Raw genomic sequence first — 17,006 nt, 5'->3', positions numbered from 1 at the left:
CGGCAGACGATGCCGCGCGGGCCCGGTCCGGGTCACACTGTCCCCATGGACGCATACCTCGCTCGACTGGGGATGGACCGCCCGCGGCACGCGGACGCCGCGCACTTGAGCGAGTTGCAGCTGCGCCACCTACGGACCGTTCCGTTCGAGAACCTCTCGGTGCACCTCGGCGAGGAGATCGTGTTGGAGCAGAAGCCGCTGCTCGACAAGATCGTGGGCGCGGGGCGCGGTGGCTTCTGCTACGAACTCAACGGTGCCTTCGCCGCGTTGCTGAAGGACCTCGGGTACGCCGTCACCCACCTCCAGGCGCGGGTCTTCGACGAGGATGGGCGGTTGGGGATCCCCTACGACCACCTCGTGCTGCTGGTCGAGACGGAGGACGCCGCCGGGCGCTGGCTCGTGGACGTCGGCTTCGGGGACCACACCCACCACCCCCTCGCCTTCGACCTGCGCGAGGACCAATCGGACCCGGCCGGGACGTTCCGGCTGGTCGAGACCGGGGGCGAGTGGGGCGACGGGATCCATGGGGACCACGGGGACCTCGACCTGTACCGGGACGGGAAGCCGCAGTTCCGCATCGAGACCCGGCCGCGGGTGTTGGCGGACTTCACGGCGGGAGCCTGGTGGCACAGCACGTCGCCGCGGTCCCACTTCACGCAGTCCCTGGTCTGCTCCCGGCTCACCGAGGACGGGCGACTCACGCTCAGCGGTCACACCCTGGTCACCACCGCACACGGCGAGCGGCACACGGAGCAGCTGTCCGACGACGCCGCGGTCCTCGCGGCCTACCGCGACCACTTCGGGATCGTGTTGGACCGGCTGCCCGCCGATCCGCGCGACGCGACGCGCCGCTGACCTGCGCAGTCGCCCGTTGCGACCCCGCGGGGGCGTTAGCGGGGCGCTTCCAGCCAGCCCTCGTACTCGGCGGCGAAGTCGTCGAGGGCCGCGGGGTCGAGGCGGGCCGCGGGGTCCTCCACCACGACCAGCCACTGGGCGTCCTCGGCGTCGTCCTCGCCCGCCAGGGCGTCCCGGACGAGCTGGGGCTCCTCGGCCACTCCGAAGCGGTCGGCCAGCTCTTGCGCCACCTCCTCGGCGGCGTCGCGGTCCGGCAGCACCAGCACGTGTCGTCCATCGTTCACCCGGTCATTGTCCGGCACCCGATCCGGCACCCGATCCGTCCCCCGCTCCGTCCTCTGCGCCGGCACCTGCTCCGCCCTGACCTCCGTCACCCGCGCCGGCGCCCGCCCGGCACCCGCCCCGCCCTTGGGGCCGTCGCCGCGCCCGCTCCCGGGCGACCCTCCCGGGCCGGCGCTGTCGGTGCACCGTGGGATGCTGGAGCGCGATGGCCACCAGGAAGAACTCGACAGACGACCCGCTCGCTCCGGTCACCCTCGCGGTGGGGCAGGAGGACCTGCTCCTCGACCGCGCGGTACAGCAGGTGGTGGCGGCGGCGCGGGCCGCCGACGCCGACACGGACGTACGCGACCTCACCGCCGACCAGCTCCAGCCCGGCACCCTGGCCGAGCTGACGAGCCCGTCGCTCTTCGCCGAGCGGAAGGTCGTGATCGTGCGGAACGCACAGGACCTCTCCGCCGACACGATCAAGGACATCAAGGGCTACCTCGGCGCACCCATCGAGGAGATCACCCTGGTCCTGCTGCACCCCGGCGGCGCCAAGGGCAAGGGGCTGCTGGACGCGGCCCGCAAGGCGGGGGCCCGGGAGGTCGCCTGCCCCAAGACGACGAAGCCGGCGGAGCGGCTGACGTTCGTGCGGTCCGAGTTCCGCACGCTCGGGCGGTCCGCGACGCCCGAGGCGTGCCAGGCCCTCGTCGACGCCATCGGCAGCGACCTGCGGGAGCTGGCGAGCGCCGTCTCGCAGCTCACGGCGGACGTCGAGGGCACGATCGACGAGGCCGTCGTCGGGCGCTACTACACCGGCCGCGCCGAGGCGTCCAGCTTCACCGTCGCCGACCGGGCCGTGGAGGGCCGGGCGGCGGAGGCGCTGGAGGCCCTGCGCTGGTCGCTGTCGACGGGCGTGGCCCCCGTGTTGATCACCAGCGCGCTCGCCCAGGGCGTACGGGCCATCGGCAAGCTCTCCTCCGCCCGCGGCGGACGCCCCGCCGACCTGGCGCGGGAGCTCGGCATGCCGCCGTGGAAGATCGACCGGGTGCGGCAGCAGATGCGGGGCTGGACGCCGGACGGCGTGGCCGTTGCGCTGCGCGCCGTCGCGGAGGCGGACGCCGGTGTGAAGGGCGGTGGCGACGACCCGGAGTACGCCTTGGAGAAGGCCGTCGTCACCATCGCCCGCGCGGCCCGCTCCGGCCGCGGCGTCCGCCCCTAGCAGCCGTACGACCTAGCAGCCGCATGCGCCGGCAGCCACATGGCGAAGGCCCCGAGCGGGGAAGCTCGGGGCCTTCGGCCTACTGCTGGGTGGGCCCGCACCTGCGTGGCGAACGCAGGACCAAGTGCGGGTCCGAAACGTCGGCGGGGGAGCGGATGAGAGAGGGCCCGCTCCGGTCCACCGACGATCAAGTCTTCCGGTCGGCCGTCCGTGTCGGGGGCGTCACCGGAGGTGGTGCCTGGGTGATCAGCCCTGCAGGGTGGCAGCCTTCGACGCCAGCGCCGACTTCTTGTTGGCGGCGGCGTTCTTGTGGATGACGCCCTTCGAGACGGCCTTGTCGAGCTTGCGGCACGCCTCACGCGTGGCCACGGCGGCCTTCTCGACGTCGCCGGCGGCGACGGCCTCGCGGGCCTTGCGGATCGCGGTCTTGAGCGAGGACTTGACGGCCTTGTTGCGCAGGCGCGCCTTCTCGTTCGTCTTGTTCCGCTTGATCTGGGACTTGATGTTCGCCACGAAAGAGCCTTTTCAGGTTCGGTTGATCTGTGATGTGTGCGCCCCTGCACCGCCGGGCCGTACGGAGGCTCCTGCGGTTGACCATCGGAGCGCCCGCCCGTCGGGCACGAGACACAGCTGACCACGTTACCAGTCGCCCTCCGAGCGGCCCAAACCGGGCGCAGTCCCGTTCGCGTGGGACGATGGAGGCTACGTATCGATCCGCCTTCGCCCGAGACGAGACGCCCGGTGCCGCCGGAGCGCCTCAAGAATCAGGACCCTGCGTGCCCGCGACTCCTCCCAACGTGCCCGAGCCGAGCCGTACCGACCCGGCGCTGATCCGCAACTTCTGCATCATCGCGCACATCGACCACGGCAAGTCGACGCTTGCCGACCGGATGCTGCAGCTGACCGGGGTGGTCGAGCAGCGGCAGATGCGCGCGCAGTACCTCGACCGCATGGACATCGAGCGCGAGCGCGGCATCACGATCAAGTCCCAGGCCGTCCGGCTGCCGTGGGCCCCCACCGAGGGCGAGGGGAAGGGCCGGACGCACATCCTGAACATGATCGACACCCCGGGGCACGTGGACTTCACCTACGAGGTCTCCCGCTCCCTCGCCGCCTGCGAAGGCACGGTCCTGCTGGTGGACGCCGCCCAGGGCATCGAGGCGCAGACCCTCGCCAACCTCTACCTGGCGATGGAGAACGACCTCGCGATCGTCCCCGTCCTCAACAAGATCGACCTGCCGGCCGCCCAGCCGGAGAAGTTCGCCGAGGAGCTGGCGAACCTGGTCGGCTGCGACCCCGACGACGTGTTGAAGGTCTCGGCCAAGACCGGTCTGGGCGTCGAGGCGCTGCTGGACCGCGTGGTCCGCGAGGTGCCCGCGCCGGTCGGCGTCGCCGACGCCCCCGCCCGCGCGATGATCTTCGACTCGGTCTACGACTCGTACCGCGGCGTCGTGACCTACGTCCGGGTCGTCGACGGCCAGCTCGGCAAGCGCGAGCGCATCCGCATGATGTCCACCGGCGCCACCCACGAGCTGCTGGAGATCGGCACCAACTCGCCCGAGATGCTGCCGGCCGACGGCCTCGGCGTCGGCGAGGTGGGCTATCTGATCACCGGTGTGAAGGACGTCCGCCAGTCCAAGGTCGGCGACACCATCACCCAGCAGCACAAGGGCGCCGAAGAGGCCCTCGGCGGTTACAAGGACCCCAAGCCGATGGTGTTCTCCGGCCTCTACCCGCTGGACGGCTCGGACTACCCCGAGCTGCGCGACGCCCTCGACAAGCTCCAGCTCAACGACGCCGCCCTGGTCTACGAGCCGGAGACCTCCGCCGCCCTCGGCTTCGGCTTCCGCGTCGGCTTCCTCGGTCTGCTGCACCTGGACGTGATCCGCGAGCGCCTGGAGCGCGAGTTCGGGCTCGACCTGATCGCGACCGCGCCGAACGTGGTGTACCGCGTCCTGATGGAGGACGGCGTCGAGCACACCGTCACGAACCCGAGCGAGTTCCCCGAAGGCAAGATCGACGAGGTGTACGAGCCCGTCGTTCGGGCCACGATCCTCGCCCCCAGCGAGTTCATCGGCTCGATCATGGAGCTCTGCCAGAGCCGTCGCGGCACGCTGCTCGGCATGGACTACCTGTCCGAGGACCGGGTGGAGATCCGCTACACGCTCCCCCTCGCGGAGATCGTCTTCGACTTCTTCGACCAGCTGAAGTCCAAGACCCGCGGTTACGCCTCCCTGGACTACGAGCCCACCGGCGAGCAGTCGGCCCAGCTCGTGAAGGTCGACATCCTGCTGCACGGCGACAAGGTCGACGCCTTCTCCGCCATCACGCACCGGGACCAGGCGTACGCGTACGGCGTGCGGCTGGTCGCCAAGCTGAGGGAGCTGATCCCGCGGCAGGCGTTCGAGGTGCCCATCCAGGCCGCCATCGGCTCCCGCGTCATCGCCCGCGAGACCATCCGCGCCATCCGCAAGGACGTCCTCGCCAAGTGCTACGGCGGTGACATCTCCCGCAAGCGGAAGCTGCTGGAGAAGCAGAAGGAGGGCAAGAAGCGGATGAAGATGGTCGGCAGCGTCGAGGTGCCGCAGGAGGCGTTCATCGCGGTGCTCTCCAGCGACGACAGCGCCGGCAAGGGCAAGAAGTAGCCACCCGGGCGGGCCGCGGGACGGCGCCGTCGAGCGCCTCCAGCCCCGCGGCCCGCACCCTGCACGGGCCATTCGCACCCCGGGCAGCCTGCGCAGACGTCGGGCATCGCGGTGAAGCGGTCGGCTCCGTCCCCTTACGCAGCGGGTGTGGCGCGTTCTAATGTGATCGCGACTCGATAGTTACTCGCCAGTCAACAACAGCCGTCGTGCGTAAAACACAGCCCGTCGTGCACGGTCGTGCAGTGCTCGTGCAGCGCTGCCCAGTGCCGAGCTGCCGCCCGCCCGGAGGACGTCTTGAGCGACACCCAGACCATGATCGAGAACCGCCCGCCCTCGGTGGCGACCCTGTTCACCGAGCGCGTGGACGCCACGCCGGACGCCGAGGCATTCCGCTACCCGCTGCCCGCGACGACGGGCGAGGGATCCTCCGCCGGCCCCTTCGCCGGTCCCTCCGCCGGCCCCTCCGAGTGGGCGTCGCTGAGCTGGCGTGAGACCGCGGACCGGGTGTACGCGATCGCCGCCGGGCTGGTCGCGCTCGGGGTCGGCCCGGAGGACCGGGTGGCCGTCCTGTCCACAACCAGGATCGAGTGGATCCTGGCCGACCTGGGCGTGATGTGCGCGGGCGGGGCGACGACGACGGTCTATCCCTCCACGAACGCCGAGGAGACGGCGTACATCCTCGCCGACTCCGGCAGCCGGGTGCTGGTCGCCGAGGACGCCACCCAGCTCGCCAAGGCCCTCGCCCATCGCACGGACCTCCCCGAGCTCCAGCACGTCGTCGTCATCGACGCGGACGGCGTGGCGGCCGATGACGACTTCGTCCTCACCCTCGACGACCTCGAAGAGCGCGGCCGGGCCCATCAGAAGGCCCACCCCTCGGCCGTCAAGGAGCGGATCGACGCGATCACCGCCACCCAGCTCGCGACCCTCATCTACACCTCCGGCACCACCGGCCGCCCCAAGGGCGTCCGGCTGCCGCACGACAACTGGTCGTACATGGCCAAGGCCATCGCCGCCACCGGGCTGATCACCCGGGACGACGTGCAGTACCTGTGGCTGCCGCTCGCCCACGTCTTCGGCAAGGTGCTGACCTCCGGACAGATCGAGGTCGGCCACGTCACCGCGGTCGACGGCCGCATCGACAAGATCGTGGAGAACCTGCCGGTCGTCCAGCCCACCTACATGGCGGCCGTCCCCCGCATCTTCGAGAAGGTCTACAACGGCGTCGCCGCCAAGGCGCGCGCCGGCGGCCCCGCCAAGTACAAGATCTTCCAGTGGGCGGCCGGCGTCGCCCGCGAGTACGCCAAGGTCACCCAGGACAACTTCCGGCGCACCGGCACCGCCTCCGCGCCCCTCGGCCTGAGCGCCAAGCACAAGCTCGCCGACACCCTCGTGTACGGAAAGCTGCGCGAGGCTTTCGGCGGCCGGCTGCGCGCCGCGGTCTCCGGCTCGGCCGCGCTGTCGCCCGAGATCGGCTACTTCTTCGCCGGCGCCGGCGTCCACGTCCTGGAGGGGTACGGACTGACCGAGTCCAGCGCCGCGTCCTTCGTGAACCCCGGCGAGGCGTACCGCACCGGCACCGTCGGCAAGCCGCTGCCCGGCACGGAGGTGCGGATCGCGGAGGACGGCGAGATCCTGCTGCGCGGCCCGGGCATCATGGCCGGCTACCACGGCCTGCCGGAGAAGACCGCGGAGGTCCTGGAGGCGGACGGCTGGTTCCACACCGGTGACATCGGGGAGCTGTCCAACGACGGCTATCTGACCATCACCGACCGCAAGAAGGACCTGATCAAGACCTCGGGCGGCAAGTACATCGCGCCCACGGAGGTGGAGATCCAGTTCAAGGCGATCTGCCCGCTGGTCTCCAACGTGGTCGTCATCGGCGCCGGCCGCAACTACTGCAGCGCCCTGATCGCCCTGGACGAGGCGGCGCTCCTCGCGTGGGCCGCGGAGAACGGCCTGGAGGGCAAGGCGTACGCACAGGTGGTGGCCGCCCCCGCCACCACGGAGCTGATCCAGGGGTACGTGGACCAGCTCAACGCCGGCCTCCAGCGCTGGCAGACCGTGAAGAAGTTCCGGATCCTGCCGCGCGACCTGGACGTCGAGCACGGCGACCTCACGCCCAGCCTCAAGCTGAAGCGACCGGCCGTCGAGCGCGAGTTCCAGGGACTGATCGACGAGATGTACGCGGGCCAGAACGCGAAGTGACCGCCGCGCAGGTCCGGGCCGCAGCACCACGAACGCGGCGGCCCGGACCCCGCGCCGGCCCGCCGCTGTCCCGGGCGCGGCCCGTCCCGGACGGCTGCCCGGATCCCGACCCGTCCCGCGTGTCGGACAATGGGACCCATGCCTTCCGTACTGCCCGACGGCGACCCCGTACCCGACGACGGGACGCTGCCCGCGTCCGCGCTCGCCGGCGCCGCCGACCGCCCCCTCGCCTTCTACCTGCACGTGCCCTACTGCGCCACACGCTGCGGCTACTGCGACTTCAACACCTACACGGCGACGGAGCTGCGCGGATCCGGCGGAGTGCTCGCCTCCAGGGATAACTACGCGGCGACCCTCGCCGAAGAGGTACGGCTGGCGCGCAAGGTCCTCGGCGACGACCCGCGCCCGGTGCGGACCGTCTTCGTCGGCGGCGGCACCCCCACCCTGCTCGCCGCCGCGGACCTGGTGGCGATGTTGGACGCCGTACGCGGCGAATTCGGGCTCGCGGACGACGCGGAGGTCACCACCGAGGCGAATCCCGAGTCCGTGGACGCCGCCTACCTGGCCGAGCTGCGCGCCGGCGGCTTCAACCGGATCTCCTTCGGCATGCAGAGCGCACGCCCGCACGTCCTGAAGGTGCTGGACCGCACCCACACCCCCGGCCGCCCCGAAGCGTGCGTCGCCGAGGCCCGCGCCGCCGGCTTCGACCACGTGAACCTCGACCTGATCTACGGCACCCCGGGCGAGTCCGACGACGACTGGCGGGCCTCCCTGGAGGCGGCCGTGGGCGCCGGACCCGACCACGTCTCGGCGTACGCGCTGATCGTCGAGGAGGGCACCCAGCTCGCCCGCCGGATCCGCCGCGGCGAGGTGCCCATGACCGACGACGACGTCCACGCCGACCGTTACCTGATCGCCGACGAACTGCTGTCCGGCGCCGGCTACTCCTGGTACGAGGTCTCGAACTGGTCGACCACCGACGCCGGCCGGTGCCTGCACAACGAGCTGTACTGGCGCGGCGCCGACTGGTGGGGCGCCGGGCCCGGCGCCCACAGCCACGTCGGCGGGGTGCGCTGGTGGAACGTGAAGCACCCGGGCGCGTACGCCGCCGCGCTCGCCGAGGGCCGCTCGCCCGGTGCCGGCCGCGAGGTCCTCGCCCCCGAGGACCGGCGCGTCGAGCGCATCCTGCTGGAACTGCGACTGCGCGAGGGCGTCCCGCTCTCCCTGCTGCGCCCGGCCGGACTCGACGCGGCGCGGCAGGCGCTCGCCGACGGTCTGCTGGAGCCCGGGCCGTACGAGGAGGGGCGCGCGGTCCTCACCCTGCGCGGGCGGCTGCTGGCCGACGGCGTCGTGCGCGACCTCGTCGACTGATCGACCGAACCTTGTAGCCGCCGTTTCCCTGCGGGAGCGTGGGTCTCCGCGGGCCGTCTGTGGCTTGTCGCGCAGTTCCCCGCGCCCCTGTTTCGCTTCCCCGTCCTTGAGCGCGGGCTGGGTGCAGACGGGCACGCGGGGCCCTACGGGCGCGGACCAGGGCGGGTCACTCGCCCGTGACGAAGTCGATCAGTTCCTCCACCCGGCCCAGCAGCTCCGGCTCCAGGTCCTTGTAGGAGTGCACCCGGGACAGGATGTGCTGCCAGGCGGCTCCGGTGTTCTCCGGCCAGCCGAGGGCCCGGCACACGCCGGTCTTCCAGTCCTGCCCACGCGGCACCGACGGCCAGCCGGGGATGCCGAGCGCCGACGGCTTCACCGCGCCCCACACGTCCACGTACGGGTGTCCCACCACCAGCACGTGCGGATCGGTCACCGAGGCCGCGATCCGGGACTCCTTCGAGCCGGGCACCAGGTGGTCGACGAGGACCCCGAGCCGGGCGTCCGGCGCCGGGCGGAATTCGGCCACGATCGCCGGCAGGTCGTCGATGCCCTCCAGGTACTCCACGACGACCCCCTCGATCCGCAGGTCGTCGCCCCACACCCGCTCCACCAGCTCGGCGTCGTGCCGGCCCTCCACGTAGATCCGGCCGGCCCGCGCCACCCGGGCCCGCGCCCCCGGGACCGCCACCGAGCCCGACGCCGTACGCGCGGGGCGCGCCGGAGCGCCGGCCCCCGGCCGCACCAGCGTGACCACCTGCCCGTCCAGCAGGAAGCCGCGCGGCTCCATGGGGAACACCCGGTGCTTGCCGAAACGGTCCTCCAGAGTCACCGTCCCCGCCTCGCAGCGCACCACCGCACCGCAGAAGCCCGTGCCGACCTCCTCCACCACCAGGTCGGGGTCCGCGGGATCCGCCGCCACCTCCGGCGCCGGCGCCGGCTTCTTCTTCCAAGGAGGTGTCAGATCAGGGCTGTAGCTGCGCATTCGCCCGACGCTACGACACCCCGAACCGCTCCGCCAGCGCGGCCCGCTGGGCCCGTACGAACGCCGCGTCCACCACCGCGCCGTGCCCCGGCACGTACGCCGCGTCCGCGCCGCCGAGCGCCAACAAGCGGTCCAGCGCGGCCGGCCAGCGCGCCCCGATCGCGTCCGGCCCCGCCTGCGGCTCGCCCGACTCCTCCACCAGATCGCCGCAGAACACCACCTCGGGCTCGCCCGGCACCAGCACGGCCAGGTCGTGGCCGGTGTGCCCGGGGCCGACGTTCGCCAACAGCACCTGCCGCCCGCCGAGGTCCAACGTCCGCTCCCCGGAGACCAGGTGCGTCGGCGCCACCAGCACCTCGGCCGCGGCAGCCGCCTCGTGGGCCGGCATCCCGTGGCGCACCGCGTCCGAGCACAGCACCTCCGCCTCCCGCCGCAGCAGCGCGTCCACGCCGACCGCGCCGAACACCTCCGCGCCCGCGAAGGCCGCGGTTCCCATCACGTGATCGAAGTGGGGGTGGCCGAGTGCGATGTGCGTCACCCTGCGGCCCGACAGCAGCGCCTCGACCTGGGCGCGCAGCTCGGCGCCCTCGCGGAGCGAGGACCCGGTGTCGTACAGCAGTGCGCCGTCCCGCCCCACGACCAGCCCGCAGGTGGCGTCCCACCCCGGCAGCCGGCGTCGACCCACCCCTTCGGCCAGCCGCTCCCAGCCGAGGTCTTCCCAAGTGACGTTCATACGGCGACGCTACTGCCAGTGCCCTCGTGGCCAGGACCGGCCGGGAACCGACCAGAACGGAGGCGGGGCACGGTAGCGTGATCGGTCGCCCTTGCTACGGCCGTACCCGGCGGCCGTACACTGGCACGGGAAAAACTTGGCACTCGGACCCGGGGAGTGCCAGGCGGTCACCGAGGCACGACCTAGAGACACCAGCTGGAGGTGCGCGCGATGCTGAGCGAACGCAGACTCAAGGTCCTGCGCGCCATCGTCCAGGACTACGTGGGCACCGAGGAGCCCGTGGGCTCCAAGGCCCTCACCGAGCGGCACCAGCTCGGCGTCTCCCCGGCCACGGTGCGCAACGACATGGCCGTGCTGGAGGACGAGGGCTTCATCGTCCAGCCGCACACCAGCGCCGGGCGCATCCCCACCGACAAGGGGTACCGCCTCTTCGTCGACCGGCTCGCCGGGGTCAAGCCGCTGTCGGCCGCCGAGCGGCGCGCCATCCAGGGCTTCCTGGAGGGCGCCGTCGACCTCGACGACGTCGTCGGGCGCACGGTGCGGCTGCTGGCGCAGCTGACCCGGCAGGTCGCCGTCGTGCAGTACCCCTCGCTGAACCGTTCCACGGTCCGGCACGTGGAGCTGCTGTCTCTGGCGCCGGCCCGGCTGATGCTCGTGCTCATCACGGACACCGGCCGCGTCGAGCAGCGGGTCATCGACTGCCCCGCGCCCTTCGGCGAGGCGTCCGTCGCCGATCTGCGGGCCCGGCTGAACAGCCGGGTGGTGGGCCGCCGGTTCGCGGACATCCCGCAGCTGGTGCAGGACCTCCCGGACTCGTTCGACGAACCGGACGACCAGGGCACGGTCGCCACCGTGCTCTCCACCCTCCTCGAAACCCTCGTCGAGGAGACCGAGGAACGGCTGGTGATCGGCGGCACCGCCAATCTCACCCGCTTCGGACACGACTTCCCGCTCACCATCCGGCCGGTGCTCGAAGCCCTTGAGGAGCACGTGGTGCTGCTCAAGTTGCTCGGCGAGGCCACGGAGTCGGGCGGGATGGGCATGACCGTACGCATCGGTCACGAGAACGCCCACGAGGGCCTCAACGCAACGTCCGTCGTATCCGTCGGTTACGGTTCGGGCGGCGAGGCAGTTGCCAAACTCGGCGTGGTCGGACCGACCCGCATGGACTACCCCGGAACGATGGGAGCGGTACGCGCAGTGGCACGTTACGTCGGACAGATCCTGGCGGAGTCGTAAGTGGCCACGGACTACTACGCCGTACTCGGCGTACGCCGCGACGCGTCGCAGGACGAGATCAAGAAGGCGTTCCGCCGCCTCGCCCGCGAACTGCACCCGGACGTGAATCCGGACCCGAAGACCCAGGAGCGGTTCAAGGAGATCAACGCCGCTTACGAGGTGTTGTCGGACCCGCAGAAGAAGCAGGTCTACGACCTCGGCGGCGACCCGCTGTCCCAGGCCGGCGGCGCCGGTGGCGCGGGCGGCTTCGGCGCGGGCGGCTTCGGGAACTTCTCGGACATCATGGACGCCTTCTTCGGCACGGCCTCCCAGCGCGGGCCGCGCTCGCGCACCCGGCGCGGCCAGGACGCCATGATCCGGCTGGAGGTCGAGCTCAACGAGGCCGCCTTCGGCACGACGAAGGACATCCAGGTCGACACCGCCGTGGTGTGCACCACCTGCTCCGGCGAGGGCGCCGCGCCCGGCACGTCCGCGCAGACCTGCGACATGTGCCGCGGCCGTGGCGAGGTCTCCCAGGTCACCCGCTCCTTCCTGGGCCAGGTCATGACCTCCCGGCCCTGCCCGCAGTGCCAGGGCTTCGGGACCGTGGTCCCCACCCCCTGCCCGGAGTGCGCGGGCGACGGCCGGATCCGTTCGCGGCGGACCCTGACGGTGAAGATCCCCGCCGGTGTCGACAACGGCACCCGGATCCAGCTCGCCGGCGAGGGCGAGGTCGGCCCCGGCGGCGGACCCGCGGGCGATCTGTACGTCGAGATCCACGAGCTGCCGCACTCGGTGTTCCAGCGCCGGGGCGACGACCTGCACTGCACCGTGACCATCCCCATGACGGCGGGCGCGCTCGGCACGAAGGTGCCGTTGGAGACCCTGGACGGCATGGAGGATGTCGACATCCGGCCGGGCACCCAGTCCGGCCAGTCGATCCCGCTGCACGGCCGCGGCGTCACGCACCTGCGGGGCGGCGGACGCGGCGACCTCATCGTGCACGTCGAGGTCACCACGCCCAGCAAGCTCGAACCCGAGCAGGAACGGCTGCTGCGGGAGCTGGCGAAGCTGCGCGGCGAGGAGCGGCCCCAGGGGCAGTTCCAGCCGGGCCAGCAGGGGCTGTTCTCCCGTCTGAAGGACGCCTTCAACGGCAGGTGACGGCCCGGTGGGCCGACCGGCGTGACGCGCCGGTCGGCGGTGCCCCGGGACGTACGCGCAACACCGCGCGCGGACGCGTGCGGACGCCCTGAAGGGCCGGGGGCAAACACCGCAGCGGGGTCGATTCGTGGCGGGCCGGCCCGCGGTGGCACGATGCAGGCATGTCCTCCGCGCCCTCCACCCCGAGAACCCCCTCCGAACTCTGCCGCCACCCCCTGGTGCAGGCCCCGATGGCCGGCGGCGCCTCCGGGCCCCGGCTCGCGGCGGCCGTGTCCGAGGCGGGCGGGCTCGGCTTCCTCGCGGCCGGCTACAAGACCACCGGCGGCATGTACCAGGAGGTCAAGGAGATCCGGGCGCTGACCTCCCGGCCCTTCGGCGTGAACCTCTTCATGCCGCAGACCCGGGCCGCCGACCCCAGCGCCGTCGAGGTCTACCGACAGCAGCTCGCCGGCGAGGCCACCTGGTACGAGAGCGAGCTCGGCGACCCGGAGACCGGCTGGGACGACGGCTACGAGGCCAAGTTGGCGATCCTGCGGGACGACCCGGTGCCGGTGGTCTCCTTCACCTTCGGCTGCCCCACCCCCGAAGTCCTCGCCTCCTTCCGCGAGGTGGGCACGTACACCGTCGTCACCGTCACCACGCCCGACGAGGCGCAGGCCGCCGCCCGCGCCGGTGCGGACGCGCTCTGCGTCCAGGGGATCGAGGCCGGCGGGCACCAGGGCACCCACCGGGACGACCCGGCGGCCGACGGCAGCGCCGTCGGGCTGCTGGCCCTGCTCGCGCTGGTGCGCTCGGCCGTGGACCTGCCCCTCATCGCGGCCGGCGGGCTGATGCGCGGCAGCCAGATCGCGGCCGTGCTCGCCGCGGGGGCGTGCGCGGCGCAGCTCGGCACCGCGTTCCTGGCCTGCCCCGAGTCCGGTGCGCACCCGCTGCACAAGCAGGCCCTGACCAACCCGCTGTTCGCCCGGACCGAACTCACCCGGGCCTTCACCGGGCGGCCGGCCCGCGGGCTCGTCAACCGCTTCCTGCGCGAACACGGCCCGTACGCGCCCTCCGCGTACCCCGAGGTGAACCACCTGACCGCGCCCGTGCGCAAGGCCGCAGCAGCGGCGGGGGACGCCCAGGGCATGGCGCTGTGGGCCGGCCAGGGCCACCGGCTGGCCCGCGCGCTGCCCGCGGCCGAACTCGTCGACACCCTCGTCGCCGAGGCCACCGAAGCCGTCGAGCGCTTCGCCGGCCCGGGGGAGTCCCGGTGACCGCGCCCGTCTTCGTCGTCGACTCCCTCGAAGGCGTCGGGCCCGGCGAAGTCCTCACGCTCGACGGGCCCGAGGGCCGGCACGCCGTCTCCGTGAAGCGACTGACGGCCGGCGAGCAGGTCGTCCTCACCGACGGCCGCGGCCGGGGGGCGGCCGGGGTCGTGCTGCGCACCGAGGGCAAGGACCGGCTCGTGGTGGAGCCGGTCGCCTTCCCCGAGGAGCCCGTGCCCGCGCCCCGCATCACCGTCGTCCAGGCCCTGCCCAAGGGCGACCGGGGCGAACTCGCCGTCGAGACCATGACGGAGACCGGCGTGGACGCGGTCGTGCCGTGGGCCGCGGCGCGGTGCATCACCCAGTGGCGGGGCGAGCGGGCGGCGAAGTCGCTGGCGAAGTGGCGCGCCACGGCCCGCGAGGCGGGCAAGCAGTCGCGCCGGCTGCGGTTCCCCGAGGTCGCGGAGGCGGCCACCACCAAGCAGGTGGCGGCGCTGCTGGCGGACGCCGACTTCGCTGCGGTCCTCCACGAGGAGGGCGCGCAGCCGTTGGCGACGGCGGAGCTGCCGGCGGGGGGCTCCATCGTGGTGGTGGTCGGCCCGGAGGGCGGGGTGTCGCCGGAGGAGTTGGCGGCGTTCGAGGCGGTGGGGGCGCGGCCGTACCGGCTGGGCCGGAGCGTGCTGCGCACGTCGACGGCGGGTACGGCGGCGACGGCGCTCCTCCTGACCCGCACGGGCCGCTGGTCCTAACGCCCCTGCGGCGCCCCGCGAGCGCGCTGCCCTGTGCGACCCGTCTGTGGTTTGTCGCGCAGCGCCGCGCGCCCCTGGACTCACCCGCCGTAGCCCTGCGGGCAGGTTTGGTCTCTGCAGACCGTGGTTGTTTGTTCGCGCAGTTCCGCCCCCTATGCCCAGTGGGCATGGGGGGACCCCCAGCGCCACCTGTTTCGCTGCCCCCGTCACTTAAGTGCAGGCTGGGGCAGGGGTTTTTAGGGGCGAGACAAACCACAGACGGGTCCCACAGGGCAGTGCGCTCGCAGGGACGCGGCGGCGACGTGGGGGCGCTCCTCGGGGCGCACGGGGAGGGGCGCATTCTGGGGAGGGTGTACTCCGAACGGGTGGTTTCTGGCCGCAACCACCCTTTTGCTCACCGCTCCGCGGTGCCACTCTTCCGAGCATGCCGGGTATGAGACGCAGGACGACGGTGCAGGCCGCCACGGCCGGATTGATCGGTGCGGCGTTGGTGGTGCTGACGGCGTGCGAGCCGACCGCGCACGAACTCTCCGCCAACTCCGTCTCGCTGACGACCGACCAGACCGCGACGAACACGCTGGAGCGGATCGGCTTCGACGTGCGCTGGTTCAACTGCACCGCCACGGTCGAGCGGGCGGCCGAGGCGAAGAACGGCGAGGAGGACGTACGGGGCGACGGCGCCACCAAGGCGCCGCCGGGCGGGGTCACCGAGCCCGCGACCGTCGCCTGCGAGGGCAAGACCCGCAAGGGGCAGGCCATCGCCCTCAAGGGCAAGGTGACGGACGAGATCGCCGGCGCGTGCGTGCGCGGCGACCTCGACGCCCGGGTCGACGGGCAGCTCGTCTTCGAGGCGCGCTACCTCGGCAACTGCGCGGGCGGCCCCTCCCGCACCCCCACCCGCGACGCCGCCACCCGACGGCCCGCCGGGGACGACCGGGCCCGCCCCACCGTGACGGTCACCGTCACCGAGACCGTCACGGCCACCCCGCGCAGGTGACGGATACGATGGCGGGCGCAGCACACCAGCGACGACCACCGAGGAGGAGCCGGCATGGCCGGAGAGGCCCAGGCGGACTGCCTGTTCTGCAAGATCGTCGCGGGGGAGGTGCCCGCGACCCTGGTGCGGGAGACCGAGACCGTCGTCGCGTTCCGGGACATCAATCCGCAGGCGCCCACGCACGTCCTGGTGATCCCCAAGGCCCACTACCCGGACGCCGCGGCGCTCGCCGCGAAGGCGCCGCAGGTGGCCGCCGACGTGCTGCGCGAGGCGGGCGAGGTCGCCGCCGAGGAGAAGCTGGACGGCACCGGGTACCGGATCGTGTTCAACACCGGCGCCGGCGCCGGGCAGACCGTGTTCCACGCGCACGCCCACCTCCTGGGCGGGCGCGGCCTCGAATGGCCCCCCGGATAGACCGGACTGACCCGTGTCCGTACGAGAACTCGTGGTCCTCGGGACTGCGAGCCAGGTCCCCACGCGCCACCGCAACCACAACGGCTACCTGCTGCGGTGGGACTCCGACGGCATCCTGTTCGACCCCGGCGAGGGCACCCAGCGGCAGATGCTGCGCGCCGGGGTCGCCGCGCACGACATCGACCGGATCTGCATCACGCACTTCCACGGCGACCACTCCCTCGGGCTCGCCGGCGTCATCCAGCGCATCAACCTCGACCGGGTCCCGCACGAGGTCACCGCGCACTACCCGGCGAGCGGGCAGAGGTTCTTCGAGCGGCTGCGGTACGCCACGGCGTACCGCGAGACCGTCTCGCTGACCGAGGCCCCGCACGCGGCGGACGGGGTGCTCGCGCGCACCCCCGCGTACACCCTCCACACGCACCGGCTCTCGCACCCCGTGGAGTCGTACGGCTACCGCCTCGTCGAGCCGGACGGCCGCCGCATGCTGCCGCGGAAGCTGGCCGAGCGCGGCATCCGCGGGCCGGCCGTCGGCCTGCTGCAGCGGACCGGCGAGGTCGACGGCGTCACCCTCGACGAGGTCAGCGAGCACCGCCCGGGGCAGCGCTTCGCCTTCGTCATGGACACCCGGCTGTGCGACGGCGTCTACGCCCTCGCGGACGGCTGCGACCTGTTGGTGATCGAGTCGACCTTCCTCGACGAGGACGAGCACCTGGCCTCCGACCACGGGCACCTGACGGCCGGACAGGCGGCCCGGGTGGCGCGGGACGCGGGCGTGCGCCACCTGGTGCTCACCCACTTCTCGCAGCGCTACACGGACGCCGAGGAGTTCGAACGACAGGCGCGGGCCGCCGGGTACGAGGGCGAACTCACCGTCGCCCACGACCTGCTGCGCGTACCCGTGCCCAAGCGCACCACCTGACCCACCTGACCCGTACCA

General features: G+C 72.6%; 16 protein-coding genes. 12 read left to right on the top strand and 4 right to left on the bottom strand.

The genetic code is table 11. The features are described 5' to 3' along the window. The first annotated feature begins 45 nt into the window (after positions 1-45). Positions 46-855, top strand: a complete 810-nt coding sequence (locus ABZ842_RS05585; RefSeq protein ID WP_361532111.1) for an arylamine N-acetyltransferase — start codon at positions 46-48, stop codon at positions 853-855. Positions 856-890: 35 nt separating this feature from the next. Here the strand turns inward: ABZ842_RS05585 and ABZ842_RS05580 are convergent, their stop codons facing one another. After that, the gene (locus ABZ842_RS05580) at positions 891-1,139 is read right to left on the bottom strand and encodes a hypothetical protein (RefSeq protein WP_361532108.1); all 249 of its coding nucleotides are present in this window, start codon (positions 1,137-1,139) and stop codon (positions 891-893) included. Positions 1,140-1,342: 203 nt separating this feature from the next. Here ABZ842_RS05580 and holA point away from each other — a divergent pair, with 203 nt between their 5' ends. Beyond that, a complete protein-coding gene (gene holA, locus ABZ842_RS05575; RefSeq protein WP_361532105.1) occupies positions 1,343-2,341 on the top strand; it encodes a DNA polymerase III subunit delta in 999 nt (332 codons plus the stop codon). A gap of 246 nt (positions 2,342-2,587) precedes the next feature. On the opposite strand, the gene rpsT is transcribed toward holA, so the two are convergent. After that, positions 2,588-2,854, bottom strand: a complete 267-nt coding sequence (gene rpsT / locus ABZ842_RS05570; RefSeq protein WP_361532102.1) for a 30S ribosomal protein S20 — start codon at positions 2,852-2,854, stop codon at positions 2,588-2,590. A gap of 263 nt (positions 2,855-3,117) precedes the next feature. Between rpsT and lepA the strand changes: the two genes are divergently transcribed. The 3 genes from lepA to hemW all read left to right on the top strand — a co-directional run bounded on the left by lepA (position 3,118) and on the right by hemW (position 8,565). Next, a complete protein-coding gene (gene lepA / locus ABZ842_RS05565; protein ID WP_361532099.1) occupies positions 3,118-4,986 on the top strand; it encodes a translation elongation factor 4 in 1,869 nt (622 codons plus the stop codon). A gap of 294 nt (positions 4,987-5,280) precedes the next feature. After that, positions 5,281-7,194: an AMP-dependent synthetase/ligase gene (locus tag ABZ842_RS05560; RefSeq protein ID WP_361532096.1), complete on the top strand. Its 1,914-nt coding sequence runs from the start codon at positions 5,281-5,283 to the stop codon at positions 7,192-7,194. Between the two features lie 138 nt (positions 7,195-7,332). Further along, on the top strand, positions 7,333-8,565 hold the full coding sequence (hemW, locus tag ABZ842_RS05555; RefSeq protein WP_361532093.1) for a radical SAM family heme chaperone HemW: 1,233 nt from the start codon (positions 7,333-7,335) through the stop codon (positions 8,563-8,565). A gap of 166 nt (positions 8,566-8,731) precedes the next feature. On the opposite strand, the gene ABZ842_RS05550 is transcribed toward hemW, so the two are convergent. Next, positions 8,732-9,547, bottom strand: coding sequence for a DUF3097 domain-containing protein (locus ABZ842_RS05550; RefSeq protein WP_361532090.1), 816 nt, complete (start codon positions 9,545-9,547; stop codon positions 8,732-8,734). Positions 9,548-9,557: 10 nt separating this feature from the next. Next, entirely contained in the window at positions 9,558-10,280 is a 723-nt protein-coding gene (locus tag ABZ842_RS05545; protein ID WP_361532087.1) for an MBL fold metallo-hydrolase, read from the bottom strand. Between the two features lie 210 nt (positions 10,281-10,490). Here ABZ842_RS05545 and hrcA point away from each other — a divergent pair, with 210 nt between their 5' ends. From hrcA to ABZ842_RS05510, 7 genes are all read left to right on the top strand, one after another. Beyond that, positions 10,491-11,519 carry a heat-inducible transcriptional repressor HrcA gene (gene hrcA / locus ABZ842_RS05540; protein ID WP_361532084.1) on the top strand — a complete coding sequence of 343 codons (1,029 nt, stop codon included), beginning with the start codon at positions 10,491-10,493 and terminating at the stop codon, positions 11,517-11,519. Continuing rightward, on the top strand, positions 11,520-12,659 hold the full coding sequence (gene dnaJ / locus ABZ842_RS05535) for a molecular chaperone DnaJ (protein ID WP_361532081.1): 1,140 nt from the start codon (positions 11,520-11,522) through the stop codon (positions 12,657-12,659). 161 nt (positions 12,660-12,820) lie between these two features. Further along, a complete protein-coding gene (locus ABZ842_RS05530; protein ID WP_361532078.1) occupies positions 12,821-13,915 on the top strand; it encodes a nitronate monooxygenase in 1,095 nt (364 codons plus the stop codon). After that, positions 13,912-14,655 carry a 16S rRNA (uracil(1498)-N(3))-methyltransferase gene (locus ABZ842_RS05525; protein WP_361532075.1) on the top strand — a complete coding sequence of 248 codons (744 nt, stop codon included), beginning with the start codon at positions 13,912-13,914 and terminating at the stop codon, positions 14,653-14,655. Before ABZ842_RS05530 ends, ABZ842_RS05525 begins: the two co-directional genes overlap by 4 nt. A gap of 433 nt (positions 14,656-15,088) precedes the next feature. Continuing rightward, positions 15,089-15,652 (top strand): hypothetical protein, encoded by a 564-nt coding sequence (locus ABZ842_RS05520; RefSeq protein ID WP_361532072.1) that lies wholly within the window; start codon positions 15,089-15,091, stop codon positions 15,650-15,652. Between the two features lie 54 nt (positions 15,653-15,706). After that, the gene (locus tag ABZ842_RS05515; RefSeq protein WP_361532069.1) at positions 15,707-16,066 is read left to right on the top strand and encodes a histidine triad nucleotide-binding protein; all 360 of its coding nucleotides are present in this window, start codon (positions 15,707-15,709) and stop codon (positions 16,064-16,066) included. Between the two features lie 13 nt (positions 16,067-16,079). Next, positions 16,080-16,988, top strand: a complete 909-nt coding sequence (locus ABZ842_RS05510) for a ribonuclease Z (protein ID WP_361532066.1) — start codon at positions 16,080-16,082, stop codon at positions 16,986-16,988. Positions 16,989-17,006: the final 18 nt, after the last annotated feature.

Source organism: Streptomyces sp. NPDC047315, assembly GCF_040643215.1.
In the GTDB taxonomy this organism is placed as follows: Bacteria; Actinomycetota; Actinomycetes; order Streptomycetales; family Streptomycetaceae; genus Streptomyces.
Note: the sequence above shows the minus strand (reverse complement) of the source record. Positions and strands in the feature narration are given on the sequence as shown.